General features: G+C 73.4%; 27 protein-coding genes. 13 read left to right on the top strand and 14 right to left on the bottom strand.

Annotated elements, in window-relative coordinates:
• Positions 1 to 13: 13 nt before the first annotated feature.
• Positions 14 to 718 (bottom strand): MSMEG_4193 family putative phosphomutase, encoded by a 705-nt coding sequence (locus AC3EN4_RS17940; protein WP_435206972.1) that lies wholly within the window; start codon positions 716 to 718, stop codon positions 14 to 16.
• 606 nt (positions 719 to 1324) lie between these two features.
• Here AC3EN4_RS17940 and AC3EN4_RS17935 point away from each other — a divergent pair.
• Positions 1325 to 1885, top strand: a complete 561-nt coding sequence (locus AC3EN4_RS17935) for a hypothetical protein (RefSeq protein WP_435206970.1) — start codon at positions 1325 to 1327, stop codon at positions 1883 to 1885.
• Positions 1886 to 1944: 59 nt separating this feature from the next.
• Here AC3EN4_RS17935 and AC3EN4_RS17930 read toward each other — a convergent pair whose 3' ends face one another.
• A complete protein-coding gene (locus AC3EN4_RS17930; protein WP_421470826.1) occupies positions 1945 to 2781 on the bottom strand; it encodes an undecaprenyl-diphosphate phosphatase in 837 nt (278 codons plus the stop codon).
• A complete protein-coding gene (locus tag AC3EN4_RS17925; RefSeq protein ID WP_435206968.1) occupies positions 2778 to 3830 on the bottom strand; it encodes an LLM class F420-dependent oxidoreductase in 1053 nt (350 codons plus the stop codon). The genes AC3EN4_RS17930 and AC3EN4_RS17925 overlap by 4 nt, the downstream gene beginning before the upstream one ends.
• A gap of 187 nt (positions 3831 to 4017) precedes the next feature.
• Between AC3EN4_RS17925 and AC3EN4_RS17920 the strand changes: the two genes are divergently transcribed.
• Both AC3EN4_RS17920 and AC3EN4_RS17915 read left to right on the top strand, forming a co-directional pair.
• The gene (locus AC3EN4_RS17920; RefSeq protein WP_422740060.1) at positions 4018 to 4989 is read left to right on the top strand and encodes an aldo/keto reductase; all 972 of its coding nucleotides are present in this window, start codon (positions 4018 to 4020) and stop codon (positions 4987 to 4989) included.
• Positions 4990 to 5105: 116 nt separating this feature from the next.
• Positions 5106 to 5297: a DUF5703 family protein gene (locus tag AC3EN4_RS17915; protein ID WP_039906151.1), complete on the top strand. Its 192-nt coding sequence runs from the start codon at positions 5106 to 5108 to the stop codon at positions 5295 to 5297.
• 90 nt (positions 5298 to 5387) lie between these two features.
• On the opposite strand, the gene AC3EN4_RS17910 is transcribed toward AC3EN4_RS17915, so the two are convergent.
• Together AC3EN4_RS17910 and AC3EN4_RS17905 are read right to left on the bottom strand one after the other, a co-directional pair.
• Positions 5388 to 6053 (bottom strand): hypothetical protein, encoded by a 666-nt coding sequence (locus AC3EN4_RS17910; RefSeq protein ID WP_422740059.1) that lies wholly within the window; start codon positions 6051 to 6053, stop codon positions 5388 to 5390.
• 42 nt (positions 6054 to 6095) lie between these two features.
• On the bottom strand, positions 6096 to 7424 hold the full coding sequence (locus tag AC3EN4_RS17905) for a M20/M25/M40 family metallo-hydrolase (RefSeq protein WP_422740058.1): 1329 nt from the start codon (positions 7422 to 7424) through the stop codon (positions 6096 to 6098).
• A gap of 173 nt (positions 7425 to 7597) precedes the next feature.
• Between AC3EN4_RS17905 and AC3EN4_RS17900 the strand changes: the two genes are divergently transcribed.
• Both AC3EN4_RS17900 and AC3EN4_RS17895 read left to right on the top strand, forming a co-directional pair.
• The gene (locus AC3EN4_RS17900; protein ID WP_422740057.1) at positions 7598 to 8206 is read left to right on the top strand and encodes a hemerythrin domain-containing protein; all 609 of its coding nucleotides are present in this window, start codon (positions 7598 to 7600) and stop codon (positions 8204 to 8206) included.
• A gap of 88 nt (positions 8207 to 8294) precedes the next feature.
• Positions 8295 to 9266 carry a LysR family transcriptional regulator gene (locus tag AC3EN4_RS17895; RefSeq protein WP_435206966.1) on the top strand — a complete coding sequence of 324 codons (972 nt, stop codon included), beginning with the start codon at positions 8295 to 8297 and terminating at the stop codon, positions 9264 to 9266.
• Positions 9267 to 9269: 3 nt separating this feature from the next.
• Here AC3EN4_RS17895 and AC3EN4_RS17890 read toward each other — a convergent pair whose 3' ends face one another.
• The gene (locus AC3EN4_RS17890) at positions 9270 to 10397 is read right to left on the bottom strand and encodes an FAD-dependent oxidoreductase (RefSeq protein ID WP_435206964.1); all 1128 of its coding nucleotides are present in this window, start codon (positions 10395 to 10397) and stop codon (positions 9270 to 9272) included.
• A gap of 24 nt (positions 10398 to 10421) precedes the next feature.
• Here AC3EN4_RS17890 and AC3EN4_RS17885 point away from each other — a divergent pair, with 24 nt between their 5' ends.
• Positions 10422 to 11138, top strand: coding sequence for a TetR/AcrR family transcriptional regulator C-terminal domain-containing protein (locus tag AC3EN4_RS17885; protein WP_435206963.1), 717 nt, complete (start codon positions 10422 to 10424; stop codon positions 11136 to 11138).
• An 84-nt stretch (positions 11139 to 11222) separates the two neighbouring features.
• On the top strand, positions 11223 to 11468 hold the full coding sequence (locus AC3EN4_RS17880; protein WP_234582022.1) for a hypothetical protein: 246 nt from the start codon (positions 11223 to 11225) through the stop codon (positions 11466 to 11468).
• A gap of 54 nt (positions 11469 to 11522) precedes the next feature.
• On the opposite strand, the gene AC3EN4_RS17875 is transcribed toward AC3EN4_RS17880, so the two are convergent.
• Genes AC3EN4_RS17875 through AC3EN4_RS17865 form a run of 3 tightly spaced genes read right to left on the bottom strand, consistent with a single transcriptional unit; the run spans position 11523 to position 14625 of the window.
• A complete protein-coding gene (locus AC3EN4_RS17875) occupies positions 11523 to 11873 on the bottom strand; it encodes a DUF3140 domain-containing protein (protein ID WP_234582023.1) in 351 nt (116 codons plus the stop codon).
• The gene (locus AC3EN4_RS17870; RefSeq protein ID WP_435206960.1) at positions 11873 to 12070 is read right to left on the bottom strand and encodes a hypothetical protein; all 198 of its coding nucleotides are present in this window, start codon (positions 12068 to 12070) and stop codon (positions 11873 to 11875) included. Before AC3EN4_RS17870 ends, AC3EN4_RS17875 begins: the two co-directional genes overlap by 1 nt.
• A complete protein-coding gene (locus tag AC3EN4_RS17865) occupies positions 12067 to 14625 on the bottom strand; it encodes an ATP-dependent Clp protease ATP-binding subunit (RefSeq protein WP_435206959.1) in 2559 nt (852 codons plus the stop codon). Before AC3EN4_RS17865 ends, AC3EN4_RS17870 begins: the two co-directional genes overlap by 4 nt.
• A gap of 139 nt (positions 14626 to 14764) precedes the next feature.
• On the opposite strand from AC3EN4_RS17865, the gene AC3EN4_RS17860 reads away from it, so the two are divergent.
• The 5 genes from AC3EN4_RS17860 to AC3EN4_RS17840 all read left to right on the top strand — a co-directional run bounded on the left by AC3EN4_RS17860 (position 14765) and on the right by AC3EN4_RS17840 (position 19977).
• Positions 14765 to 15145, top strand: a complete 381-nt coding sequence (locus AC3EN4_RS17860) for a hypothetical protein (protein WP_422740051.1) — start codon at positions 14765 to 14767, stop codon at positions 15143 to 15145.
• 152 nt (positions 15146 to 15297) lie between these two features.
• Positions 15298 to 15558, top strand: a complete 261-nt coding sequence (locus tag AC3EN4_RS17855; protein ID WP_007076395.1) for a hypothetical protein — start codon at positions 15298 to 15300, stop codon at positions 15556 to 15558.
• 6 nt (positions 15559 to 15564) lie between these two features.
• Positions 15565 to 16650 (top strand): hypothetical protein, encoded by a 1086-nt coding sequence (locus tag AC3EN4_RS17850; protein ID WP_435206957.1) that lies wholly within the window; start codon positions 15565 to 15567, stop codon positions 16648 to 16650.
• Positions 16643 to 19318 (top strand): FtsK/SpoIIIE domain-containing protein, encoded by a 2676-nt coding sequence (locus AC3EN4_RS17845; protein ID WP_435206955.1) that lies wholly within the window; start codon positions 16643 to 16645, stop codon positions 19316 to 19318. Before AC3EN4_RS17850 ends, AC3EN4_RS17845 begins: the two co-directional genes overlap by 8 nt.
• On the top strand, positions 19315 to 19977 hold the full coding sequence (locus tag AC3EN4_RS17840; RefSeq protein WP_435206953.1) for an AAA family ATPase: 663 nt from the start codon (positions 19315 to 19317) through the stop codon (positions 19975 to 19977). Before AC3EN4_RS17845 ends, AC3EN4_RS17840 begins: the two co-directional genes overlap by 4 nt.
• Before the next feature lie 142 nt (positions 19978 to 20119).
• Here AC3EN4_RS17840 and AC3EN4_RS17835 read toward each other — a convergent pair whose 3' ends face one another.
• Both AC3EN4_RS17835 and AC3EN4_RS17830 read right to left on the bottom strand, forming a co-directional pair.
• Positions 20120 to 21415, bottom strand: coding sequence for a cupin domain-containing protein (locus tag AC3EN4_RS17835; RefSeq protein WP_435206952.1), 1296 nt, complete (start codon positions 21413 to 21415; stop codon positions 20120 to 20122).
• 9 nt (positions 21416 to 21424) lie between these two features.
• Entirely contained in the window at positions 21425 to 21730 is a 306-nt protein-coding gene (locus AC3EN4_RS17830; RefSeq protein ID WP_421470805.1) for a hypothetical protein, read from the bottom strand.
• Between the two features lie 157 nt (positions 21731 to 21887).
• Here AC3EN4_RS17830 and AC3EN4_RS17825 point away from each other — a divergent pair, with 157 nt between their 5' ends.
• A complete protein-coding gene (locus AC3EN4_RS17825) occupies positions 21888 to 22661 on the top strand; it encodes a DUF72 domain-containing protein (RefSeq protein ID WP_422740046.1) in 774 nt (257 codons plus the stop codon).
• Between the two features lie 7 nt (positions 22662 to 22668).
• On the opposite strand, the gene AC3EN4_RS17820 is transcribed toward AC3EN4_RS17825, so the two are convergent.
• The 3 genes from AC3EN4_RS17820 to AC3EN4_RS17810 form a co-directional block, all read right to left on the bottom strand.
• On the bottom strand, positions 22669 to 23097 hold the full coding sequence (locus AC3EN4_RS17820) for a DUF2267 domain-containing protein (RefSeq protein WP_422740045.1): 429 nt from the start codon (positions 23095 to 23097) through the stop codon (positions 22669 to 22671).
• A gap of 292 nt (positions 23098 to 23389) precedes the next feature.
• Positions 23390 to 24262 carry a DUF72 domain-containing protein gene (locus AC3EN4_RS17815; RefSeq protein WP_435206950.1) on the bottom strand — a complete coding sequence of 291 codons (873 nt, stop codon included), beginning with the start codon at positions 24260 to 24262 and terminating at the stop codon, positions 23390 to 23392.
• 49 nt (positions 24263 to 24311) lie between these two features.
• On the bottom strand, positions 24312 to 24710 hold the full coding sequence (locus AC3EN4_RS17810) for a TraR/DksA family transcriptional regulator (RefSeq protein WP_422740040.1): 399 nt from the start codon (positions 24708 to 24710) through the stop codon (positions 24312 to 24314).
• Positions 24711 to 24860: the final 150 nt, after the last annotated feature.

The raw sequence follows: 24860 nt of genomic DNA, 5'->3' as shown, positions 1-24860 counted from the left end.
CTCACGGCGCGCCTCACCTGGCCGCGCCCGCCCCGCCGCCCACGGCGGCGTCCGAGTCGGCCGCCCGCGCGGCCCGCCGACGCCGCTTGCGCGGCGGCGGGACCAGCGCGGCGAGGTCACCGCCGGTGTCGTTGAGCCGCACCAGGAAGGGTCGCAGCGGCGTGAAGCGGATCGCGGTCACCGACGCCGGGTCGGCGACGATCCGCTGAAAGGCATCCAGGTGTACGCCGAGAGCGTCCGCCACGATGGCCTTGATCACATCGCCGTGGCTGCACGCCAGCCAGACCGCCTCGGGCCCGTGCTCGGCGTTCACCCGGGCGTCCCAGTCGCGTACGGCGGCCACCGCGCGGGCCGCCATCGCCGCCATCGCCTCGCCCTGCGGAAAGACCGCCGCGCTGGGGTGCTGCTGGACCACCGGCCAGAGCGGCTCCTTGGCGAGCTTCTTCAGCGGCTGCCCCTCCCAGCTGCCGTAGTCGCACTCGATCAGCCCTTCCTCGACCACCGGCGTGGCCTGGGGCAACGCCAGTTCCAGGGTCTGCCGGCAGCGGATCAGCGGGCTGGTGACGACCGTCGCGAGCGGCACCGCGCGCAATCGTTCGCCGACTGCGGTGGCCTGGGCGCGCCCGGTGTCGTCCAACTCGACCGGCTGCCGACCGGCCAGGCCGCCGTCGGCGTTCGCGGTGGTACGGCCGTGTCGCAGAAGCAGAAGGGTCGCCACACGATCACCCTAGGGCCTCCCCCGCGCTCACGATCGCCACGGGCTCGGAGGCCACGCCACTCGGCCGGGAAAGAGCATGATCGACACGAGTTCGCCGATCTGGGGGCATTGACCGGCCCTGGATGCCCCCACATCAGCGAACTCGTGTGGATCACCGTCTGGGACGCCTTCACCGGAGACGTCGTTTACGCCGGATGGTCGTTATGTCCGGCCGTGGGGTCTTGCCGGTCGTTGCACCCGGACCCGGCACGACGAGCCCCACAGGACTGCCCGCCTGCGGGAATGACCCCGGACCCCCGGTCGTTACACACGGACCGGCCGCCGCGAGCAAACCCGTCCGCAGGCCGCCAAGCCCTCCGGGAATGTCCCCGGCCGTCGGGTCGTTACACCCGGACCGGCCGCCGCGAGCATCCCCGGCAGGGGCCGCCAGGTCCCCGGGAATGGCCCCGGCCCTCGGGTCGTTGAACCCGGTCCGCGGCGCCCGAGCCCCCCGGCTCGCCGGCCCGCCCCCAGACTTTGCGAAGCGCCCGGACGAGGTGCTGAACACCCCCGCATCCCCCGGTACGACCGCGTGGGTGTTTCCTACCCCCGAAGGAGCAACCCCTGATGAACACGATCTTCCGCAAGAGCATGCTGTCTGTTGCTGGTCTCGCGTTCGCCGGTGGCGTCTTCGCCGGCCCGATCGCCGCCCACGCCAACCCGGCCGCCGACGCCAAGCCCGTCGCCGCCGTGCAGACCACCGCGGCGAAGCCGCAGGGCGACCAGTCGCACATCACCCTCAACGGTGAGCAGACGGCCAACGTCAAGGCCATCATCGCCGCCACCAAGAAGGCCGGCCTGCCCGAGCGCGCGGCGGTCATCTCGATCGCGACGAGCCTGCAGGAGTCCAAGCTGGAGAACCTGGGCCACCTGGGTGACGCCAACGACCACGACTCCCTGGGCCTGTTCCAGCAGCGCCCGTCCAGTGGTTGGGGCACGCCGGAGCAGATCACCAACCCCGAGTACTCCACGACGGCGTTCCTCAAGGGCCTGCGCCAGGTTGACGGCTGGCAGGACATGCCGCTGACCGACGCCGCCCAGACCGTCCAGGTCTCCGCCTACCCGGACGCGTACGCCCAGTGGGAGCAGCAGGCCACCGACCTGGTCGGCCAGTACTGGAACAGCTGACGAAACACACCGATGGCCGGCACCCGACTACGGGTGCCGGCCATCGGCGTATCTCCAGATCAGGTGGCGCTGATCGTGCCGGTCAGCAGCAGGGCCAGGACCAGGGTGCCCAGCGCGACCCGGTACAGCACGAAGACGTACAGGGTGTGGTGCGCGACGTAGCGCAGCAGCCAGGCGATGGCCGCGTACCCGATGCCGAACGCGATGGCCGTGGCCACGATCATCTGGGCGACCGAGGGCGCGGACGTGCCCGGCGCGGACGGTTCGAAGACGTCCCCGAGGCTGAACACGCCCGACATCACCACCGCCGGGATGGCCAGCAGGAACGAGTACCGCGCCGCAGCCTCCCGGGTGAGGTTGAGCAGCAGGCCGGCGGTGAGCGTCCCCCCGGAGCGGGACACACCGGGAACCAACGCCATCGCCTGGGCGAAGCCCATCACGATGCCGTCCTTCATCCGGAAGTTCTCCAGCGTGCGGGTCTGCCGACCCCAGTACTCGGCGAAGGCCAGCACGAACGCGAACACGATCAGCGTGGTGGACACCACCCACAGGTTGCGCCCGGCCGTCTTGATCTGGTCCTTGAAGAGGAACCCGAACAGCCCGATGGGGATCGAGCCGACGATCACGTACCAGCCCATCCGGTAGTCGAGGCTGGAACGCACGGACTTGTCCTTGAGCCCGACCAGCCAGGTACGGGTGATCCGCCAGATGTCCTTCGCGAAGTAGATCAGCACGGCCGCCTCGGTGCCGAGCTGGGTGACCGCGGTGAACGACGCGCCCGCGTCGCGGTCGAAGAAGATCGCCGAGGTGATCCGTAGATGCCCCGACGAGCTGACCGGCAGGAACTCGGTCAGCCCCTGGACGATGCCCAGGACGATGGCCTCAACCCAGGTCACTCGCCGACTCCCGAGAGTTCGAGAGCCTCGGCGACGGTCCGCAGGGTCTGCACGCCGCTGTCCCGGTCGGCCACGAACAGGCTCACCGACAGCGTGGTCACGCCGGAGGCGGCGTACTCGCGCATTCGCTCCGCGATGCGCTCCTTCGGGCCGAGCAGCGACGTACGGTCGATGAACTCCATCGGTACGGCGGCCGCGGCGTCGCGCTGGCGCTTGGCCAGGTACAGGTCCTGGACCTCGCGGGCGGCGTCGCCGTAGCCCATGCGGGTGGCGAGCTGGTTGTAGAAGTTCTGCTGCCGGCTGCCCATCCCGCCGACGTAGAGCGCGGCGTACCAGCGGACCAGCTCGGCGCAGGAGGCGACGTCGTCGCCGATGACGACCGGCACGGACGGCACCACGTCGAAGCCGGCCAGCTCCTTGCCGGCCTTGGCCCGACCGGCGGAGACGGCGGCGAGGTGCTCGTCGGCGAACTCCGGGGCGTAGAACACCGCGAGCCAGCCGTCGGCGATCTCGCCGGCCAGCTTCAGGTTCTTCGGGCCGACGGCGGCCAGGTAGATCGGGATGTGCTCGCGGGGCGGGTGGAAGCTCAGCCGCAGCGCCTTGCCGGGGCCGTCGGGCAGCGGCAGCGTGTAGTGCTCACCGTCGTACGCCACCTCCTTGCGGGCGATGGCCAGCTTGACGATGTCGACGAACTCGCGGGTGCGGCCGAGCGGCTTGGCAAACCGCACACCGTGCCAGCCCTCGGAGACCTGCGGGCCGGAGACGCCGAGGCCGAGCCGGAACCGGCCGCCGGAGAGGGCGTCGATGGTGGCGGCCGTCATCGCGGTGGCCGCCGGCGTACGGGCGGGGATCTGCATCACCGCCGCGCCCACGTCGATCCGTTGCGTCTGACCGGCCATCCAGGCGAGCATGCTGGGCGAGTCGGAGCCGTACGCCTCCGCCGCCCACACCACCGAGTAGCCGAGGCGGTCCGCCTCCTGGGCCAGCGCCAGGTGGTCGGCGGGCGTACTCCACGCTGTCTGGTATCCGAGGCTGAGCCCGAGTCGCACTGGTCCTCCCCCATCCGTGGCACAGGTCGCACCAGGTTACGCAATGCCGAAAACGGACCCGATCACCGGCTCACCGCCAATGATCCCCCCTCCGTCGCGGTGTCTCGCGACGGCGGAACCGGCAGAACCGGCAGAGATGACGGGAGCGAGGATATCCGTGGCGGCGGGTTCGAAATAAGGTTCACCCATGCAACAGCGACCGCTCGGCCGAAGCGGGCTGGCGGTTTCGCGGCTCGCGCTCGGCACCATGACCTGGGGCCGGGACACCGACGCCGACGATGCGGCCGCCCAGCTGAAGAGTTTCCTGGACGCCGGCGGCAACCTGATCGACACCGCCGACGTGTACGGCGACGGCGACGCCGAGTCGGTGATCGGGTCGCTGCTGGGCACCCTCGTCCCGCGTGACGAGCTGCTGATCGCCACGAAGGCGGGCCTACGTCCGGGCAGCGCCCGGCGGCGCGACGGCTCGCGGGGTCACCTGCTGCGCACCCTGGAGGCGTCGCTGCGGCGGCTCGGCACCGACCACGTCGACCTGTTCCAGGTGCACGGGTACGACCCGGACACCCCCCTGGAGGAGACCCTCGCGGCGCTGGACCACGCGGTGGCCAGCGGGAAGGTCCGCTATGTAGGGGTGTCGAACTTCTCCGGCTGGCAGACCGCGCGGGCCGCCGCCTGGCAGACCGCCTGGCCGGGTCGGGCGCCGGTGGTCGCCGCCCAGGTGGAGTACTCGCTGCTGGAGCGGGGCGTGGAGCGCGAGGTGCTGCCGGCCGCCGACGCGCTGGGCCTCGGCGTGCTGCCCTGGTCGCCGCTGGGTCGGGGGGTGCTCACCGGCAAGTACCGGCACGGGCGGCCGGCGGACTCCCGGGCCGCCTCCCCGCACTTCGAGCGGTTCGTCTCCACCTACCTGGAGCCGCGCTGCTCCAGCATCGTCGAGGCGGTGGCGACCGCGGCCGGCGGCCTGGGCGTGTCGCCGCTGGAGGTAGCGCTGGCCTGGATCCGGGACCGGCCCGGGGTGACCGCCCCGATCCTGGGCGCCCGGACCGTCGGCCAACTGCTCGGCGCGTTGCAGGTGGAACGGATCACGCTGCCCGAGGAGATCACCACCGCGCTGGAGGACGTCTCGTCGGTGCCGGTCGGCTACCCCGAGCGCGACGGGTGACCGGAGCAGGTTCCGGCCGCGAGGTCGGTCAGGGCGGCACGAACCACGCGCGGCAGCGGCGTTGGTCACCCGCCAGGGGGTGGCGGACGACCGCCGGGCTGGGCAGCATGGACGTCATGGACTACGAGTACGCGCCGCTGCGGCTGCCGCCGAACGTCGACCGGTTGACCGCCGCGGCGCAGTTGGCGATCCAGGCGGAGTTCTCCGGATGGGAGTTGGCCCGGGTACGGCTGTTCCGCGACGGCACGCGGCAGGTCATGCTGCGCCGTCGTCGGGTCAACCAGCCGCAGCCGGGCCTGTCGTACTGACCGGCACCCCGGCCGGGACACCGCGACGAAACGCCCGGGGCCCGAACCGCGCTCGGTCGGGCCCCGGGCGTCGTGCGGCCCGGGGGCGAACTAGTGCTGGTGCCCGGCGTGGTCGTGGTCGTGGTCGTCGTCGAGCTCCAGGAACGGGTGCTCGTCGAGGCGGCCGACGAGCCGGTCGTCACCGGCCGGCTGGAACGGGCCGACCGCGTCGTCGTCGTCGAAGGACTCCAGGTCGACCGGGGTGCCCACCTCGCTGACCATCACCACCCCGTCGAGCGGTTCCAGCTCCGGGACGTCCAGCGCGCCGAGCGAACCGTCGCCGCTCTGCAGCAGCTCCAGCACCGCCTCGCCGACGCCCTCCACCGGGGCCGGCTCGTCGTCCTCCGGGGTCCCCTCGCGGCGGGCCGCCTCGGCCGCCCGCAGCAGCGCGGAGATGCTCGGAACCCGGTAGTCGCGGCGCTGGCGCACCGAGATCACGCGCGGGTGCGGGTCACTGGCCTCGACACTCTCCGCGCCGAAGCGCTCGTCGGCCTCGTCCGGGTCGATCGAGTCGACGTCCCACGGCGTGACCTCACCGAAGGCGTCGAGGAGCTGCTCGTCGTAGGCGAAGGAGGCGTTGTTCAACGCCACGTACGCCTGCCAGACATCGTCGTCGTCGACGCGGCCCTGCGCGGCGCGTACGGCGGCCAGGTGGTGGCGGGCCGCTTCGATCACCCGCTCGAGTGCGGCGTCCAGCTCACCGTGCTGGTCGGTCATGTGGGGCAGTCCCTTCACGATGGGGAGGTAACGCGGACACTGCTAGCAGGTGCGGAGGAACCGGTCGAGAACCCGCACGCCGAACTGTAGTCCGTCGACCGGAACGCGCTCGTCGATGCCATGGAACAACGCGGAGAAGTTCAGGTCGGCGGGCAGCCGCAGCGGCGCGAAGCCGAAGCAGCGGATGCCGAGCGTCGAGAACGCCTTCGCGTCGGTGCCGCCGGAGAGCATGTAGGGCACCGGCCGGGCGCCCGGGTCCTCGGCGCGCAGCGCCGCCGACATGGCCGCGACGAGGTCGCCGTCGAAGGTGGTCTCCAGCGCGGGCTGCCGCTGGACGTACTCGATGGCGATGTCCGGACCGACCAGCTCGCGCAGCTGCTGCTCCAGCAGCTCGGACTGGCCGGGGAGGCTGCGGCAGTCGATGGTGGCGGTGGCGCGGCCCGGGATGACGTTGTCCTTGTAGCCGGCGGCGAGGCGGGTCGGGTTGGCCGTGTTGCGGATGGTCGCCCCGATGATGTTGGCGATCGGGCCGAGCTTGGCGATGGCGGTCTCCGGGTCGTCCGGGTCCAGCTCGATGCCGAGCAGGTCGGAGACCTCGGTCAGGAACGCCCGTACGGTGTCGGTGACCACCACCGGGAAGCGGTGCCGGCCGATGCGCGCCACGGCCTCGGCGAGGGCGGTGACCGCGTTGTCGTCGTGCACCATCGACCCGTGCCCGGGGCGCCCCTTGGCGTGCAGCCGCAGCCAGTCGATGCCCTTCTCGGCGGTCTCGATGAGGTAGAGGCGCTGGCTGTCGTTGACCGAGTAGGAGAACCCGCCGACCTCGCCGATCGCCTCGGTGCAGCCGTCGAAGAGGTCGCGGTGGTTCTCGACCAGGAAGCGCGCGCCGTGGTCGCTGCCCGCCTCCTCGTCGGCGGTGTACGCCAGCACGATGTCCCGTGGGGGCCGGACGCCGGTGCGCTGCCAGTGCCGCACCACGGCGAGCACCATCGCGTCGAAGTCCTTCATGTCGATGGCACCGCGACCCCACAGGTAGCCGTCGCGCTGCTCGCCGGAGAACGGGTGCACCGACCACTCGTCGGCGTCGGCGGGCACCACGTCGAGGTGGCCGTGCACCAGCAGGGCCTCCCGGCTCGGGTCGGCGCCGGGGATGCGGGCCACCACGTTCGCCCGCCCGGGCGCGGACTCGTGCAGCACCGACTCGACGCCGACCTCGGCGAGCTTCTCCGCCACGTACTCGGCCGCGCGGCGTTCGCCCACGCTGGTGTCGTTGTCGCCGGTGTTGGTGGTGTCGATGCGCAGCAGGTCGCGGCAGAGGTCCACGACCTCCGCGGTGGGGTCCGGTCGGGCGGAGGCGGGGTCGCTCGTCATCGCCCCTTCATACCAGCCCGGCGGCACCGGCGGGCCGGCGCACCGACGAGACACGGCGGGGCATCCAGCTCGGCGAATCGCCGGACGGTTTCGTCGCGGCCGGGTTCGGGTACCGCCGCCCACGACCGCACATCCCCTGCCGGAGCTTCCGCCCGCCAGTCGAGGAGGGCACCATGTCCGCCGTTCCCCTACCCCCGTTGCCGCCCGCGCCCGCACCCGAGGAGGGTTACCGGCCCGGCGGCCGCAGCGTCGCCGACATCGTGGACCGCGAGCACCGGCAGTTGCTGACCCTCGTGGACCAGTTGGCCGGTCCGGACGCGACGCCGCAGGAGGCGCTGGCGGTGCTCACCGCCGCGCTGTCGCGGCACATCTCCGCCGAGGAGCAGTACCTGCTGCCGGCGGTACGGGCGGCGCTGCCGGCCGAGACCGCCCGGGTGGACGCGGAGATCGACGCTGACGCGGCGCTGCTGGCCGCCCTGAAGGGGTTGAACGACGAGAGCGTGGCCGAGGTCGCCGAGCGGGTGCGCCGGCACGTCGACGGGGTGGGAGCTCTGGTCACCGAGTTGCGCGCGGTGGCGACCCCGGAGGAGCTGATCCGGCTCGGCAACCGGTTGGAGATCGCCGAGGAGGCCGCGCCGACCCGGCCGCACCCGGGCACTCCGGCCACCCCGCCGTGGAACCGGATCGTCGAGCCGGCGGTGGGCGTGGTGGACAAGGTGATGGACGCGGTGACCCGGCGGCCGACGTACCTCAAGGACCTGCCGGAACCACCGCGCGACTGAACGCGCGGGCCGCACCACAAGATGCATTCAATGTCACCGATACACTTGGCCCCTTCCGCAGGCTGCGGCGTGGTCCTACCGTCACCGTATGAACCTGGAGCTGCGACACCTGCGGGTGGTCTGCGCGATCGCGGAGACAGGGAGTGTGACCAAGGCGGCGTCGGCGCTCGGGCTCGCCCAGCCGGCGCTGACCGCCCAGCTCCAGCGGATCGAACGGACCCTCGGCGGGCCGCTGTTCGACCGGGACCGGCGCGGCGCGCGGCCCACCGCGCTCGGTGAGCTGGTGCTCGCCCGGGCCCGGGTGCTGCTGCCGGCCATGAAGGGCCTCCAGGACGAGGCGGCCCGACTGGCCGGCGGCGGCGTGACATCGCGCTGCTACCGGCTCGGCGGGGTGAACAGCCCGATCCTGGGCCGGCTGGTGCACCGGCTGGCCGCCGAGGACCCGCCGGCCCAGATCACGACGTACGCCTCGTGGTCGGTGGACGAGCTGGCGCAGTTGGTGGCCGGCGGGCGGTTGGACTTCGCCCTCACCGGTGTCTGCGGCGACGCCACCCCGTCGGCCGACTTCGGATTGCGGTGGCGGGAGGTGGCCGTCGACCCGGTGCTGGTCCTGCTGCCGGCGAGCCACCCGCTCGCCGACCGGGACGAGGTACACCTGGCCGACCTGCGCCACGAGCAGTGGGTGGCGGCGCCCGGCGACGGCTGTTTCGGCGACTGTTTCGCCGCCGCGTGCGCCCGCGCCGGCTTCACCCCCCGCAAGGTGTACGAGACCGACATCCGCGGCTGCATCGATCTGGTGGACGCGGGCGTGGCGGTGGCCCTGTGCCAGGCGACGTTCCGGCCGGTGGCCGGTCTGGTCACCCGGCGGTTGGCCGGTGTCCCGCTGCGCTGGCGACTGCTGCTGGGCTGGCACCCGGACTCGCCGGCCGCCCGGGACGCGGATCTGCTGCTGTCGACGGCGAAGGCGGCGTACACCGACTCGCTGGCGTCGCACCCCACCTACCTGGACTGGCTGGTGCGCAACCCGGCCTTCGGTGTCCGGCAGCCCAGCGCGGCGTGAGGTCTACGGCCCGACGGGTTCGGCGGTACGCGGCGTGAAGAAGCGGACGAGGTCGTCCGCCGCCGTGGACGACAGCATCATCGCCTGGACCCTCGCGCACATCTCGGCGACCGGCTGGATCCGGGCGAACATCGCCTCCTCGTACGCCTGGATGGCCGCGTCCGGGTCGCCGGGGTGGGCGACGAGTTCGCGGGCGAGTTCGGCGGCGTCCCGCATGGCCTGGTTGGCGCCCTCACCCATCGGGGGCATGAGGTGCGCGGCGTCGCCGAGCAGGGTGACCCCCGGGCGGTGTGTCCAGCGCGCGTCGACCGGCATCGCCTCGACCCGGCGGGGCGTCGGCGTGTCGTCGCCGGCGTCGATGAGGGCGGTCAGGCGCGGATCCCAGCCGTCGAAGAGAGCGCGCAGCGCCTCCTTGCTGCGGTAGGTATCCAGGTCACGGTCCTCGGCGCGCAGCGAGATCCCGACCCGGATGCGGCCGTCGCCGAGGCGCTGCGCGGCGAGGATCCGGCTGTCGCCGACGCACCACAGGTTGCCGGGGCCGACCAGCTCGGCGAGCTGCGGGTGGCGTCGGTCGGCGTCGCCGATGGTCAGATCCACGTGGGTGGAGACGTACGACAGTGGCGCGTCGATCAGCAGCGGTCGGACGACCGAGCGGGCGCCGTCCGCGCCGACGAGGATGTCGCACTCGGCGCGGTCGCCGTCGGCGAACGTCAGCAGGAAACCGCCGGCGGGCCGGGGCGTCGCCGCGACGAGGCGGCGTCCCCAGGCGACCGTGTCGGGCGGCAGCGCGTCGAGCAGGAGGTTTCGCAGGACGGTGCGGTCGACCTCCGGGCGTCCGTCGAACGAGCCGGGGCGCGGCGTGTGGTGCACGAGCGTACGCCCGGCCGGATCGAGGATGCGGTGCTCCTCGCCCTCGGGCCGGGCCGACGACCGGAACTGCGCGTCGAGGCCGGCCTCGGCGAGGGCGTGCTGCCCGGACTCCGGGTGCAGGTCGAGCATCCCGCCCTGCGAACGCGCGGACCGGTCCGCCTCGCGTTCGTGGACCACCGCCTCGATGCCGTGCAGGTGCAGGATCCGTGCCAGCGTCAGCCCGCCCAGGCCGCCGCCCACGATCGCCAGTCGCATCGCCATGCTCCTTACCGTACGCTGTATCGCGTGGATACACCGTACGGTAGCGAACTGGTGCCCGTGTGGGAACGGCCCGAGCCCCGCCCCCGGGCGACGCCGGTGCCGCTGAGTCGCGCGAAGATCGCCGACACGGCGATCCGGCTCTCCGACGCGCACGGGCTCGACGGCCTGTCGGTCCGTGGGATCGCCAAGGAACTCGGCGTCGGCCCCATGCGGCTGTACGACTACGTCGCCAACCGGTCCGAGCTGCTCGACCTGATGGTCGACGCGGTCTACGCCGAGATCGCCGGGGCCGGCTCGCAGTCCGGGTGGCGGGCCACGGTGCTGGCCGTCGCGCGACGGACCCGCGTCGCCGCCCTGGACCACGAGTGGTTCGCCGACCTGCTCGGCGGCCGGCCCCAGCTCGGGCCGCACGCGCTCGCCGTGGGCGAGTCGACGGCGGCGGCGCTCAGCCAGGCCCCCGGCATCGGCGGCATCGACGACCTGCAGCGGGCCCTGGGCGCCCTCAACGCGTTCATCGTCGGGGCGCTGCGGCGGGAGGTCACCGAGCGGCGCACCGCCCGGGCCACCGGCACCGAACTGAGCGCCTGGCAGGCCAGCCTCGGCCCCTACCTGACCCGGATGCTCGACACGGGTCGCTACCCCACCGTCGCGCGGCTCGTCGTCGACGGCGCGCACCTCGACGCCGAGGAGACCTTCGAGCACAACCTGACCACCCTGCTGGACGGCATCGCCGGCCGCTGAGGTGCGACGAGAGCCGCCGGCGACGCGGGACGAGACGAGGGCCGCCGGCGGTGCGAACCGCCGCTGTCGGGGTATCTGGCGGACATGACCGATCTCTACCCGCCCGCCGACGACCGCGAGCTGCTCCGCCAGGCCGCCGCCGCGCACACCGCCGCCACCCGCCAGGTGGAGGCGTTCCTGCGCCGGCTGCCGGAGGTGCCCGACCCGGCCGACGTCACCGAGTACGCCAACCTGCTCACCCGCGAGGACCAGACCCGGGGCGAGCGCGACGCCGCCGCCGACGCGGCGGGGCTGACCATCGGCAGCCTGGAGTCCGACCAGGGCCAGTAGGACCGACGACGGCGCCGCCCCGAACCGGGACGGCGCCGTCGCGTACGGCCGTGCTCAGCGTTCGACGAGCGGATCGTGCCCGAGGTCGAGCAGCGAGTGCCGCCACTCGTCGTCGGCGTTGCCGCGCCGGGGCTTGGCGTCCATCAGCTCGCGGATCCGCTCGACCGCCTCCCGCATCACCTCGATGTCCTCCGGCGTGAGGTCGACCTTGCGCTTGTTCAGCACCTTGAGGATCTCCCGCCCGGGCTGGGGCAGGTCGAGGTCCGGGTTCGGGCTGAACGACTCCTCCCCCGAGCCCCGGGTCAGCAGCCAGGTGCGCAGCTGCTCCGACGGGACGTTGACCTCGGCGTGGAAGTCCTCCCAGAGCACTTCCACCTCGGGGTCGAGCCGCGTGTCGCGTACCATCAGGTCTCCTCTCGCGTCTCCGGGTCGTCCTTGTCGGTCTTGGGATGCAGGCCCTCGGCGGGCACCCGCGTCCGACGTGGGTTCGCGGTCGGGGGCGCCAGGATCGGGTCGGGGTGGTCGTCCTCGTCCCAGTGCTTCGCGGCGTCCGCGTCCTCGCGCGGCTCGTCGTGGTCCTCGCGTCCCGCCGGCCCGCTCATCGCGGGTGTGTTGTCGTGGCGGCGGTGTACCCCCGCTCGCCCGCGGTCACGTCGAAGGCGAGTTGCCCGTCGCGGGCGTCCACCACGACCTTCTGTCCGGGCGAGATCGCCGACTCCAGCAGCATCCGGGACAGGTGGTTGTCGACCTCGCGCTGGATGACCCGGCGCAGCGGACGGGCGCCGAACTCCGGTTGGTAGCCGTGCTCGGCGAGCCAGTCCACCCCGGCGGTGGTGACCTCCACCTGGATGTCCTGGGCGTGCATCCGGCGGCGGGTGTCCTCCAGCAGTAGCGCGGTGATGTCCCGCAACTGCTCGGCCTCCAGCCGGCGGAAGATGATGATCTCGTCGATGCGGTTGAGGAACTCCGGCCGGAAGTTCTCCTGGAGGCGACGCATCAGCCGCTCGCGCAGCTCGTCGTTCTCCTGCTCGCTGCCGGGCGCGCCGGTGCCGAACCCGACGGCCCGCTGGGTCCCGGTGATCAACTCGGAGCCGAGGTTGCTCGTCATGATCAGGACGGTGTTCTTGAAGTTCACCGTACGGCCCTGGCTGTCGGTGAGCCGCCCGTCGTCGAGCACCTGGAGCAGGATGTTGAACACGTCCGGGTGCGCCTTCTCGATCTCGTCGAGCAGCACCACCGCGTACGGGCGGCGGCGCACCGCCTCGGTGAGCTGGCCGGCCTCCTCGTAGCCGACGTACCCGGGTGGGGCGCCGACCAGCCGGCTGACCGTGTGCCGCTCCTGGAACTCGCTCATGTCCACCCGGACCATCCGGTCGGCCTCGCCGAACAGCGCCTCGGCCAGGGCCCGGGCCAGCTCGGTCTTGCCGACGCCGGTGGGGCCGAGGAACAGGAAGCTGCCCATCGGGCGGTCCGGGTCGGCCAGCCCGGCGCGGGAGCGGCGGACCGCCTCGGCCACCGCGGTGACGGCGTCGTCCTGGCCCACGACCTTCTCGTGCAGGTGGCCCTCCAGACGCAGCAGGCGGTCGCGTTCCTCCTCGGTGAGCTGGCTGACCGGGATGCCGGTGGCCCGGGAGACCACCTCGGCGATCTCCTGCGGACCCACCTCCGGCACCTGTGAGGAGGACGCGCCGTCCTCGCCGTTGGCCTGGCGGATCTGCTGTTCCAGCTCGGCGATCCGGTCGCGCAGCGCCGAGGCCCGCTCGTACTGCTCGTCGGTGACGGCCTGCTCCTTGTCCCGGCGTACGTCGTCGAGCTCCTGCTCCAGCTCGCGCACGTCGGACGCCGGGGTGCGGGTGCGCAGCCGCACCCGTGCGCCGGCCTGGTCGATCAGGTCGATGGCCTTGTCCGGCAGGAACCGGTCGGTGACGTACCGGTCGGACAGCTCGGCGGCGGTGACCAGCGCCTCGTCGGTGAAGCGCACCTGGTGGTGCGCCTCGTACCGGTCCCGCAGCCCGCGCAGGATCGCGATCGTGTCGTCGATGCTCGGCTCGGGCACCAGCACCGGCTGGAAGCGCCGGGCCAGCGCCGCGTCCTTCTCGATGCTCTTGCGGTACTCGTCGAGTGTGGTCGCGCCGATCACCCGCAGCTCGCCCCGCGCCAGGGCGGGCTTGAGCATGTTGGACGCGTCCATCCCGCCCTCGCTGCCGGCGCCACCCGCGCCGACCAGGGTGTGGATCTCGTCCAGGAAGATGATCAGCTCGTCCCGGTGCGCCCGGATCTCGTCGATGACCTTCTTCAGCCGCTCCTCGAAGTCACCCCGGTAGCGGGTGCCGGCGACCAGGCCGGCGAGGTCGAGTTGGACGACCCGCTTGCCCAGCAGGGTCTGCGGTACGTCGCCGTCGCAGATCCGCTCGGCCAGCCCCTCGACGATGGCGGTCTTGCCGACACCGGCCTCGCCGATCAGCACCGGGTTGTTCTTGGTCCGCCGGGACAGGATCTCCACGGCCTGCTCGATCTCGTCGGCCCGTCCGATCACCGGGTCGATCTGGTCGTTGCGGGCCAGGTCGGTGAGGTCCTGGCCGTACTGGTCGAGGGTGGGTGTGCCCCGGTCCGGCTTCGGTCCGTTCATCGGGCCGCGCTCGGCGTTGGCGGCCTGCAACGACTCGGGCTGGATCCGGCCGGCGGCCAGCATCCGCCCGGCGGGCGACTCGGGGTTGAGCGGCAGGGCCATCAGGATGTGCTCGGGGCCGATGTAGTTCGCGCCCATCGCCCGGGACAGTTGGTGGGCGTCGAGCAGCGCCCGCTTGGCCGCCGGGGTGAGCGACAGGTTGGGCGGCACCTCGCCGCGCGGCGCGCCGTCGCCCTTGCCGCCGAGCGCGTTGAGCAGGGTGTCCGGGTCGGCGCCGGCCCGACGGACCAGGTCACGCAGGGGTTCGCGTTGCAGCGCGGCCCAGAGCAGGTGGTCGGTGTCCAGGTCGTTGCTCTGCCGCTGCGCGGCACGACGGGCCGCGTCGGCCAGCATCTCTCGCGCGTCGGCGGTCATCAGTCGGGTGATGTCGACCCGGTGCGGCGGTCGGCGTCCTCCCTCTCCCCGGCCGAAGTACCGGGCCAGGAATTCGTCCCACGGGTCGGAGCCGAGATCACCGGGTCCCATCATGTCTCTCCTCCGCAGTCGGGGCGCGGCACGGTCGGCAGGGGCTACCCGGCACCCGGCCCGACAAACGCCGCAGGCGGTGGCGCACCTCGCTGTGGAGTGGCGTCCGGCCGGTTCGGGCAGGTGGTGGCAGGCTGGCGGTATGACGGAGAACCCGCTGCTGATCGTGGACGGCGCCAACGTGGTGGGCTCGCGCCCGAACGGCTGGTGGCGGGACCGGGCCGGGGCCGCCGCCCGGCTGCGGGACGCCCTCGCGCCGGTGGCCGCCGAAGGGCTGCCCGCCCGGTTGACGGCGCCGGTGGAGGTGGTGCTCGTGGTCGAGGGCGCGGCGCGGGACGTGCCCGGCATCGACGAGGTGCGCGTGGTCTCCGCCCCCGGCTCGGGTGACGACACGGTGGTCGAGCTGGTGCAGGAGGCCCCGCAGCGCCGCCGGCTGGTGGTCACCGCCGACCGGGAACTGCGGGAGCGGGTCACCGCCCTGGGCGCCGAGGTGTACGGTCCCCGCTGGCTCCGCGACAACTGAAAGATTCTCGCACTGGGACTCCCACAGAACGGACTCCCGGCACTTCGCGGGGGTTAACGGTCAGGCGGGTATCAACACCGCCAGGGCGGATGTTCTCCCGTGGCCGTCGATAGGCTCTAATGGAGATCTCCCCGCCCCCAGGAGGTTCCGCCGTGGCGAGCGTCGCCGAGCTGAAGGCTGCCATCGATGTCGCCCTCCAACAGATCGGTGACGGGCAGACAGCCGTCCAGGCGGCGGGTGAGAAGCTGGCCGAGGCCCAGCAGACCCTGGCCGGCGCGCTGGAGGGCAGCGGGCACGAGACCGTCGAGGCGGCCCAGGCGTCGCTGACACAGGCCAGCCAGGAGCTGGAGGAGTGTCTCGCCGCGACACTTGTCGCGGTGGAGCAGGCCCAGCTCTACGTCTCCACCCTGTAGGCCGACATGTCCATCATCGAGGACATCGGCGGCCAGGTCCGCGCGGCCAGCGAGGAGTTCCCGGTCGGTCTGCTCGGTCAGGCCCTGGAGAAGTTCGGCCTGGCCGCCGAGCGGCTGCGGTGGGTCCGGCAGGAATCGGCCAACCCGATGGGGGTGCCCGAGCTGTCCGCCGCCACCGAGCACGCCGAGAGCGCCAACTACGCGCTGCGGGTTGCCCAGGAGCAGCTGTCGGCGTACCTGGCCGCCATCGGCCTGGCCGCCGACGGCGCCCCGCCGCCTCGGCCGCAGCAGGAGCGCGATCCGCGTCACGACGCGGCCCCGGCGGACGGACCGACGGCCGTGCCGCCGGAGCGGGCCGAACAGGTACGGATGCGTCGCTGGTGGTCCGTCCGGGTGGCGGAGCTGACCGGTGGGCGCGACGGCGACGCCGACGAGCCCGACGAGCAGCTACGCGACTCGCAGGAGCTGCTGCGCCGGGTCGTGCGGGGCGTACGCGCCGGTGACCGCGACCGGCTGCGGACCGAGCTGCGCCGCGCGTCGGCCGATGTCGGCCTCGGCATGGCGGCGCTCGCGCCCCCGTTGCTGCGCGAGTTCGCCGGTGAGCTGCTGGGGCATCCGCCCCGCGCCAGCGACCTGGGCCGGCTGCGCGGGGAGCTGGACGGTCGGGTTCGGGACCTGCTGCCCGGGTTGCCGCCGCCGGTGCTGGAGACGTTGCTGACCCGGGTGTGCCGGATGCCCCCGCCACGGTCGTCCGGGGAGCCGCCGCACGCCGCCGACTCCGCGGTGGCCGCCGGCGTGACGGCCGGGCTGCTGCTCGCCCGGCTGGGCCGGGACCTGCCCGACACGCCCCGGGTGCCCGCCGAACCAGAGTCATCCGGCGCCTCCCCGGCCCAGCGCCGCGACGACAAGCGCGTCGGCGTCCCCCGCTCCGGCGGTCCACGCGACGGCGGCGCGAGTCCACGACCGAGCGTCCCGCGCGCCGCCGGTCCGCGTTCCGGCGCGGCGGGCGGCCAGGCGTCGGGCGGAGTCGTGCCGCCGCGTACGGGCAGCCCGTGGCGGGACGCGCCGGCCCGTCGGGGTTCCGATGGCTGACCGGCGGGGACAACTCGCCGGCCGGGTCCGGGACTCCCTCGCCGAGGCGCTGGGCGTCACCCGTACCCGCCTGTCGGCGGCACAGGCCGACCTGAGCGCCGGACGCGAACGACTCGCCCGGGTCCGCCGGGCCGCCGCCGCCGTACCCGAGCGGGTGGGTGGCCAGCGCGACCGCCGCCTCGCCGAGATCGACGCCCGGCACGCGACCCGCATCGCCGAGTTGGCCCGGCACGCCGCTGACGCCGCCCGGCGCGAGGCGCCCGGCTGCGCCGGCGCCGACTGGCCGGGCTGGACGCCCACGCCCCTGCGCCGGGCCGAGCCGCCCGGCGCGCTGCGGGTCGGCACGGTCCGGCTCGACGACGTCGAGCCGGTGCCCGCGTTGGTGCCGCTGCTCGACGCCGGGCACGTCCACCTGTCCGGCAACGACCGCGCCGGCTGCGACGCCGTGGTGTCCGCGCTGCTGCTGCGGGCCGTCGGCCGCGCCGACCCCGGCGGGGTACGACTGATCGGGTACGACCCGGAGCACCTCGGCGGCGGCCTGGCCGGGTTCGCGCCGCTGGGCACGGCGGGGCTGCTCACCTTCGTCGGCCCGGGCGGGTTGGGTGCGCTCCTGGACGACCTGGTCGAACAGATCCGGCGAATCAACGAGACGGTGCTGGCCGGCGAGTACGGGTCGCTGCGGGAGTTGGCCTCGGCGACCGGGCGCCGCCCCGAGCCGTGGCGGGTGGCGGTGCTGCTCGGCGGCGACGAGTTGAACCGGCACGAGCGCGGGCAGCTCGACCGGGTGGTCCGCGCCGGCGCCGCCTGCGGGGTGCACCTGGTGGTGCGTGGCGTGCCGCTGCCCGACGACCCGACGGTGACCCGGGTGGTGGCGGACGCGTCGGACACCCGGATCGGCGGCCCGTCGGGCCTGTCGGTCCGGCTGGATCCGCCGCCGCCGGCGACCCTCGTCACCGAGACCTGCCGGGAGATCGCCGCCCAGGTGAACGCCGGCCCGCCGCCGACGCCGTTCGGCGACCTGCTGCCGCCACCGGAGTCGATGTGGCGGGAGAACTCGGCGGACGGCCTGACCGTGCCGATCGGCGAGGGACCGCAGGGCCGGCCGGTACGCCTGACCCTCGGCGACTACCCGCCGCACGCCCTCATCGGCGGCCCGTCCGGCACCGGCAAGACGAACCTGATCTTCGCGTGGATCGGCGCCCTTGCGGCCCGCTACTCCCCCGCCGAGCTGGAGTTCTACCTGCTCGACTTCAAGGAGGGCGTGTCCTTCGCCCGGTTCGCGCAGGGCCGGCGTGACCCGAGCTGGCTGCCGCACATGCGGCTGGTCGGGATCAACGTCAACACCGACCGGGAGTTCGGGCTGGCGCTGCTGCGCTTCCTCGCCGAGGAACTGCGGCGGCGGGCCGACGCCGCCAAGAAGCACGAGGTCACCAAGCTCGCCGAGCTGCGCGCGGTGGACCCGACCGGGCACTGGCCGCGGATCGTCGCGGTGGTCGACGAGTTCCAGATGCTGCTGGCCGGCCGTGACGTGGTGGCCCGGGAGGCCGCCGATCTGCTGGAGGACCTGGCCCGCCGCGGCCGTTCACAGGGCATCCACCTGGTACTCGCCTCCCAGGACGTACGGGGCATCGAGGCGCTGTGGGGGCGTCCCGCGCTGGTGGCCCAGTTCGCGCTGCGGATCGCGCTGCCCAAGGCGCTGCGGATCCTCGCCGAACGCAACGACGCGGCGCAGTCGCTGCCGCGCTGGCATGCGGTGGTCAACGCCGAGTCGGGCATGGTCGAGGGCAACGAGGTCGCCCGAATCCCGGCCGCCAGCGACTGGGAGACGTGGAGCGGCCTGCAACACCGCCTGTGGCGGATGCGCCCGCCCGACGCGGCCCCGGCCCGGCTCTTCGACGGTGACGCGATCCCCCGGCTGACCGACGCCCCCGACTTCCGGGCCCTCGACGCCCCGACGGACGGCCGCGCGCCGCGTAACCCGGTGGCCCTGCTCGGCGAGATCATCGACGTGCAGGCGCGTTCGGCGGCGCTGCGGCTGCCCCGCGCGCCCGGGCGCAACCTGGCGGTGCTCGGCACCCGGGTGGACGAGGCGTGCGCGGTGCTGGACGCGGCGGCCCGGTCGCTGGCCCGCCAGCACCCGCCGGGCACCGCCCGCTTCTCCATCGCCTGCCTCGACCCGGACGCCGACGGCATCGCCCGCGCGCTCTACGACGACCTGGCCGACGACGCCGCCTGGTACGACGAGGAGACCGTCGGCGAGTTGATGACCGAGACGGCCGACGGATTGTCCGGCGCGGGCAGCCCGCACTACCTGCTGCTGTTCGCGGTCGACGCGGCGGCCGGGGCCCTCGCCGCGCGTACGGGCCGGCGCACCGGCCTGGAGCAGCTCCGTCGGATCCTGCACGACGGTCCCGAGCGGCGTACCCACGTGCTGGCCTGGTGGCGGGGCGTGGCGCGGATGCGCGCCGACCTGGGCGGTCCCGCCGCCCGTACCGACCAGATCGGGGCCTGGGTGGCGTTGGACGCGCACGGCGGCGAGCTGGGCGCGTCGCTCTACCCGGGCACCGGCGGCCCGGACTGGTATCCCCGCCCGTGGCGCGGGCTCTTCTTCGACCGGGCCGTGCACCGCACCAGCCATGTGATCATCCCTTATGGACGGTCGAGATGAACGAGCCGGTGACCAGTGAGACGTACACCGCGCAGCTCCGCCGACTTGCCGAGCTGACCGCCCGGGTACGGGAGCAGCGCGCCGAGGCGCACACCTGGTACGAGCGGCAGTGCGCGGCGGCCGAGCGCGCGGTCGACGAGGCCGTGGCCGAGGTGCGGCGGGCCGAGCAGGAGTTGGTCGACGCCCGCGAGGAGCAGGAACGGGTTGACGCCGAGGTGGCGCACCTGTGGCAGCAGGCCCGTGCCCGGTTGGGCGCCCGTCGTGTCGGCGGACCACCGGTGCCGGCGAACGGCACCGCGGTCGGCGACCCGGCGGTGCTCCTCGGCCGGGTCCGTGACCTGCTCAACCTGGCCGGACAGCCCGGTGAGCTACCGGGGTCGGTCAACCCGTTGCTGGCGCTGTGCGGGGTGGGCGGCGCGGTGCTCGGGTACGCGCTGGGCGTCGGCGCGCGGGCGCTCGGCGTCGGGTACGGCGGAGACCTGGCGGTCGGGATGCCGGTGCTGGCGCTGGTGGTGACGTTACTCGGGCCGTTGATCGGTCTCGTGCCGGCGCGGGTGCTGGCCGACCGCCGGCACGCGATGCTCGGCCCTCGACCGATCATGGTGGTGCTCGGCGCCGGGCTGGTCACGACGGTGCTGCTGTTGGCCCTCGGCCGCTGACCGCGCCGCTCGCGGGTCGCGCCCCTTGGCCCCTCCGCCCGCGCCGCCGGCAGGATCGACTCGGTTTCCAGGAAGTCGCGCTGTCCCGTGAGCAGGGACGGCACGGTTTCCGGGAAACCGAGTCGATCACCCGGACCCGGGCTCAGGCCGGCACGACCACGGCCTCGCGCAGCAGCCGGCGGGCCAGGGTGACCCGGTCGGCGTCGTCGGGCAGGCCCGGCAGGTCACCGACCCGGGTCGCGGTGCCGCTGAGCAGCGCGCGGGTCGCCGGCTCGCAGTCGGCGGGCAGCGTGATCGTACGGTCGAACAGCCGCAGCGCCACCTGGCCGTCTCCGTGCGGCGTGAGCTGCCAGCGCAGGCCCGGCCGCAGGACGAGCCGGGCGTCGGCGTCCAGCGCGGCCAGCGCGCCGGCCTGGGCGAGCGGGCGGATCGGCGCCGGACGGGCTGCCGGCCAGGCGCGCTGGCGCAGCCGCCCGGCGACCGCTGCCGGATCGGCCCGGAGCAGCCAGTCGCGCAGCGCCTCCACGGTCTCGGTCAGCTCCGGCTCGATGGCGTCCGGGTCGGCGACGTCGGTGCCGAACGGCAGGCTGGCCCGGAGCCGCTGGTCCTCGGCGGCCAGCGCGAGCAACTCCTCGACGAGCGCGTACCGGGTCAACGCGCGGATGCCCACGGTCAGGTGCAGCGAGCTGGCCTCCTGCGCCTGAGCGCTGTGCAGCCACCCGCGCGGCAGGTAGAGGGCGTCGCCGGGCGCGAGCACCACATCCAGCGCGGCGGGGCCCTGCGCGGTGGCGCCGACCTCGTCGGCACGGCCGCCCCACGGCTGCTTCTCCAGCGGGTCGGGCAGCACCGGTGGGTGGATCCGCCAGTGCTTGCGACCGTCCACCTGGAGCACGAACACGTCGTGGGTGTCGTAGTGGGTGGCGAAGCCCTGGCTGCCCGCCGGGGTGAGGTAGGCGTTGACCTGCAACGGCTGGCGCAGCGCGAGGCCCAGGTCGCGGGCGAAGTCCACCAGCGGCGGCCAGATCCGGTGCAGGCCCTGCACCACCAGGGTGGCGCCGCCGGCGTACTGCTCCAGGATCCGCTCGTCCAGCACCTGGTCGCCGATCTCGGCGCCGGCCCCGCCGCCGCCGGTCCAGCGGGCCGCCGGCACGAGCTGACCGTCCTTGGCGACGCGCAGGAAAGGGGTACGCAGTCCGCGCCGGCTGAGCAGTTCGTCGGCGTCGTCCGGGCTGAACAGGTCGGTGAAGCCGGCCGGGTCGGGCAGTTCGGCGGCGCGGGAGAGCAGCGGGGTGTGGCCCCAGTGCGCGGCGGCGAACTTCGCGGGCTCGACCGACACGCAGCGCGCCAGCGCGGCGGTCGCCGCGGCGGACACGTCGTCGGGGGCCACGGACGGAACCGCCGGGCGGCCGTGGCCGCCCGGCGGGTCGAGGTACGTCATGACGTGCCGCTACCGGGCGCTGCCGTCGGCGCCACCGTCCTGGTGACCCGGGGTCGCACCGCCGTCGGCCGGACCCTCCGCGCCACCATCGGCGCCACCGTCCTGGTGACCCGGGGTCGCGCCACCGTCGGCCGGACCCTCCGCGCCACCATCGGCGCCACCGTCCTGGTGACCCGGGGTCGCGCCACCGTCGGCCGGACCCTCCGCGCCACCGTCCGCGCCACCGTCCTGGTGACCCGGGGTCGCACCGCCGTCGGCCGGGCCTTCCAGGCCGCCGCCGCCCATGGTCTGCATGTCGTCGTCGTTGAGTGCCATCGGTACTCCCTCGGGTGTGCCGCCCCGCCGTACGCCGGGGTCCGTCGTGCTGCGGGTGGTACCCCACGCGCGATCTTCTCTAACCCACACCGTAGACGCCGAACCCGGACGACACGGTCGGTTCGCGGGCGGCGGCGGAGAGTGCCAGGATGAGGCGGTGATCCTGGTGGGCACGTCGGGCTGGCAGTACCGGGACTGGCGGGGCCGCTTCTACCCGCAAGGGCTGCCGCAGCGCCTCTGGTTGGAGCACTTCGCGTCGGGTTTCGCCACCGTCGAGGTCAACAACGCCTTCTACCGGCTGCCGGAGCGCGAGACGTTCGCGGCGTGGCGGGAACGGACCCCGGCGGACTTCTGCGTGGCGGTCAAGATGAGCCGCTACCTCACCCACATCAAGCGGCTGCGGGAGCCGGCCGAGCCGGTGGCCCGGTTCCTCGGCCGGGCCACCGCCCTCGGTGACCGACTCGGCCCGGTGCTGCTGCAACTGCCGCCGAACCTGCGGGCGGACGTCGACGCGCTCGACGCGACACTGCGGTTGTTCCCGGAGCAGGTGCGGGTGGCGGTCGAGCCCCGGCACCCGTCGTGGTGGACCGACGCCACCCGGGCCGTCCTGGAACGGCGGCGGGCGGCGCTGGTCTGGGCGGATCGCCTCGGTCGGCCGGTGGCGCCGCGCTGGCGGACCACCGACTTCGGCTACCTGCGGCTGCACGAGGGGCGGGCCCGGCCCTGGCCGCACTACGGGCGTACCGCGCTCGGCTCGTGGGTCCGCCGGCTCACCGACGCGTTCGGCGCGGACGAGCCGGCGTACGTCTATTTCAACAACGACCCCGGCGGCGCGGCGGTCACCGACGCCGTCGCGTTCGCGGCGCTGGCCCGCGGGGCCGGCCACCCGGTGTCCCGGGTGCCGTCCCCGCCGGACAGCGCCGCCCGATAGGCCGGTCTCAGGGCAGCATCATGGCGATGTCCTTGGGCATGGTGTCCTTCACGTCCTGCCACTCGCCCTGGGTGACGTGCCGTCGCAGGGTGTCCAGCACCACCTGCGTCACCCGCTCCGCGCCGCCCTCGGCGTCGTACGGGAAGCCCTGGCGGACCTCGTAGAGGAAGTCGTCGCGGTTGAGCTTGATCGGCACGTCGGACGGGTTCCAGCCGTCGAAGTAGATCCCGCGGACCAGCACCGGCAACTGCTGGGCGAACTCGACGCTCTCGTTGACCGCCAGTCGGTCCCGCAGCAGGTGCAGCACCGTGCGCAACGCCGCGTACGACTGGTTGCGCCGCTCCTTCGGCCACCCGTAGGCGTCCTCGATGTCCTTGAGGATCAGGTTGGTCTTGTCCAGCGAACTCTCGAACGCGGAGATCATCGAGTCAGGCATCGGTCGACCCCCGTTCCGTGGCCTCCCAGCGTCGCTCATCGCTGCGTCGCGGCGGTCCCACCGGGCCGCGCCGGGCCCGTACCGGGCTGCCCTGCGGTGCGCGTCGGGCGGTGTCCGCCGCGCCGACAACGTGCAGGACGGCCCCGCGCCGTCTGTCCGTCACCAGTCGAACCGTCATCCCCGTCACCTCCGTGTCGTCGCCGGCCGTCGGGCGGCCGTACCCACCGTGCCCACCCTGCCGGGCGAGCGGGTGAGCCGACCCCACCCGGATCGGGTGAGACGGCCGCGGAGGTCAGCCGGCGTCGAGGAGCCCGGCCAGGGTCGCGGCGTTGGTCTGCGCGTAGTCGCGGTAGCAGTTGTTCATGAGGACGTGGGTCTGGCCGGCGGAGTCGGCCAGCTCGCGCAGCTTGGGCGCCCAGTCCTTCAGCTCCCGCTTGGAGTAGTGGTAGCCGAACTTCTCGTGGATGTCCTTGCTGGTCCACTTGTCACTGTGGCCGTGGAAGCGCATCACGGCCAGGTCGCCGGTGGCGGCCAGCACCGGGGGCACCGACGAGCGGTGCCCCTGCGGCATGTCCACGCAGACGTACGACAGGTCGTGCTCGCGCAGGAACGACAGCGTCTCGTCGGCGTTGTCGCCGTCGAACCAGGACGCGTGCCGGAACTCGTAGACCGGACGCAGCGGCGCACAGCGCTTCGCCACCTCCAGCAGGTACTGCTTGTTGGCCCGCTTGATGGTGAACCAGGGCGGGAACTGGAACAGCAGCGCGCCCAGCTTGCCCGCCTCGACGAGGGGGTCCAGCGCGGACAGGAAACGCGTCCACACCTCCTCGTACGACTGCGCGGGCAGGTCGTCGGGGTAGACGTTCTTCTTGTCCGTCTCCGGCCGCAGGTCCTTGTAGAGCGCGCTGACCCGGGTGGGGTGGCCGGTCAGCAGGCTGAACGCCTTGATGTTGAAGGTGAACCCGTCCGGTGTGCGGTCGACCCACAGGCGAGCGGTCGACTCGGCGGGCGGCGAGTAGTAGGTCGCGTCCACCTCGACCAGCGGGAACTGCCGCGCGTAGTACGCGAGACGCTTCTCCGGATTGTCCGCTGTCTGCGGATACCAACCCGAGTCGAGCAGTGTGCGGTCGGTCCAGGACGCGGTACCCACCAGGATGTCACCCATGGGTGGAGTCCATCGTGTCGTGGACCGACCGGCAACCGCTGCTTCTCGCTCAGGCCGCCCGTCGTTCGCGGGTCTGCTTGCAGGTGACGCAGGTGGTGGCGGCCGGGAAGATCTCCAGCCGCTCGACCGGGATGGCCGCCTTGCAGCCCTCGCACCAGCCGTAGGTGCCCTCGGCGAGGCGGCCCAGGGCGTGCTCGTACTGGGCGCGGCGGTCGAGGATCGTGCGCAGGAGGGACTGGGCGGTGTCCCGCTCGGCCGTCTTGGTGCCGCTGTCGGCCTGGTCGTCGCCGGCGGTGTCGCCGACCTCCACCAGCCGCAGCACCTGGCTCTGCAGGACGGCCTGGTCGTACTCGGCGGTCAACTCGTCGTACCGCGCCTGGAGGGACTGCCGGATCTGGTCGATCTCCGTCTGGGAGCGGCCGGTGCCGACCGTGTCGTGGACGAGCATCGCTGCCTGCCTTTCCTGGCCTGTGGTTCACGTGAACCTGGTCCGGCGGCGTGGCGCCCCGGTAGCCGTCGCATGCGGTACGCGGGCGATCACCCGCGCTCTGTGAGCCGGGCGAGTACCCGCCGGACGGGGCCCGCAAACGAGCCAATT

The organism is Micromonospora sp. bgisy143, from assembly GCF_057708145.1.
The sequence above is the reverse complement of the archived record's forward strand: the minus strand, read 5'-3'. Positions and strand labels throughout refer to the sequence as shown.

Bases quoted from the DNA above. Each gene is read 5' to 3' on its own strand.
- AC3EN4_RS17935 (WP_435206970.1), top strand. From the start codon at position 1,325: ATGAACACGATCTTCCGCAAGAGCATGCTGTCTGTTGCTGGTCTCGCG.
- AC3EN4_RS17920 (WP_422740060.1), top strand. From the start codon at position 4,018: ATGCAACAGCGACCGCTCGGCCGAAGCGGGCTGGCGGTTTCGCGGCTC.
- AC3EN4_RS17915 (WP_039906151.1), top strand. From the start codon at position 5,106: ATGGACTACGAGTACGCGCCGCTGCGGCTGCCGCCGAACGTCGACCGG.
- AC3EN4_RS17910 (WP_422740059.1), bottom strand. From the start codon at position 6,053: ATGACCGACCAGCACGGTGAGCTGGACGCCGCACTCGAGCGGGTGATC.
- AC3EN4_RS17905 (WP_422740058.1), bottom strand. From the start codon at position 7,424: ATGACGAGCGACCCCGCCTCCGCCCGACCGGACCCCACCGCGGAGGTC.
- AC3EN4_RS17900 (WP_422740057.1), top strand. From the start codon at position 7,598: ATGTCCGCCGTTCCCCTACCCCCGTTGCCGCCCGCGCCCGCACCCGAG.
- AC3EN4_RS17895 (WP_435206966.1), top strand. From the start codon at position 8,295: ATGAACCTGGAGCTGCGACACCTGCGGGTGGTCTGCGCGATCGCGGAG.
- AC3EN4_RS17890 (WP_435206964.1), bottom strand. From the start codon at position 10,397: ATGGCGATGCGACTGGCGATCGTGGGCGGCGGCCTGGGCGGGCTGACG.
- AC3EN4_RS17880 (WP_234582022.1), top strand. From the start codon at position 11,223: ATGACCGATCTCTACCCGCCCGCCGACGACCGCGAGCTGCTCCGCCAG.
- AC3EN4_RS17875 (WP_234582023.1), bottom strand. From the start codon at position 11,873: ATGGTACGCGACACGCGGCTCGACCCCGAGGTGGAAGTGCTCTGGGAG.
- AC3EN4_RS17870 (WP_435206960.1), bottom strand. From the start codon at position 12,070: ATGAGCGGGCCGGCGGGACGCGAGGACCACGACGAGCCGCGCGAGGAC.
- AC3EN4_RS17865 (WP_435206959.1), bottom strand. From the start codon at position 14,625: ATGATGGGACCCGGTGATCTCGGCTCCGACCCGTGGGACGAATTCCTG.
- AC3EN4_RS17860 (WP_422740051.1), top strand. From the start codon at position 14,765: ATGACGGAGAACCCGCTGCTGATCGTGGACGGCGCCAACGTGGTGGGC.
- AC3EN4_RS17850 (WP_435206957.1), top strand. From the start codon at position 15,565: ATGTCCATCATCGAGGACATCGGCGGCCAGGTCCGCGCGGCCAGCGAG.
- AC3EN4_RS17845 (WP_435206955.1), top strand. From the start codon at position 16,643: ATGGCTGACCGGCGGGGACAACTCGCCGGCCGGGTCCGGGACTCCCTC.
- AC3EN4_RS17840 (WP_435206953.1), top strand. From the start codon at position 19,315: ATGAACGAGCCGGTGACCAGTGAGACGTACACCGCGCAGCTCCGCCGA.
- AC3EN4_RS17835 (WP_435206952.1), bottom strand. From the start codon at position 21,415: ATGACGTACCTCGACCCGCCGGGCGGCCACGGCCGCCCGGCGGTTCCG.
- AC3EN4_RS17830 (WP_421470805.1), bottom strand. From the start codon at position 21,730: ATGGCACTCAACGACGACGACATGCAGACCATGGGCGGCGGCGGCCTG.
- AC3EN4_RS17820 (WP_422740045.1), bottom strand. From the start codon at position 23,097: ATGCCTGACTCGATGATCTCCGCGTTCGAGAGTTCGCTGGACAAGACC.
- AC3EN4_RS17815 (WP_435206950.1), bottom strand. From the start codon at position 24,262: ATGGGTGACATCCTGGTGGGTACCGCGTCCTGGACCGACCGCACACTG.
- AC3EN4_RS17810 (WP_422740040.1), bottom strand. From the start codon at position 24,710: ATGCTCGTCCACGACACGGTCGGCACCGGCCGCTCCCAGACGGAGATC.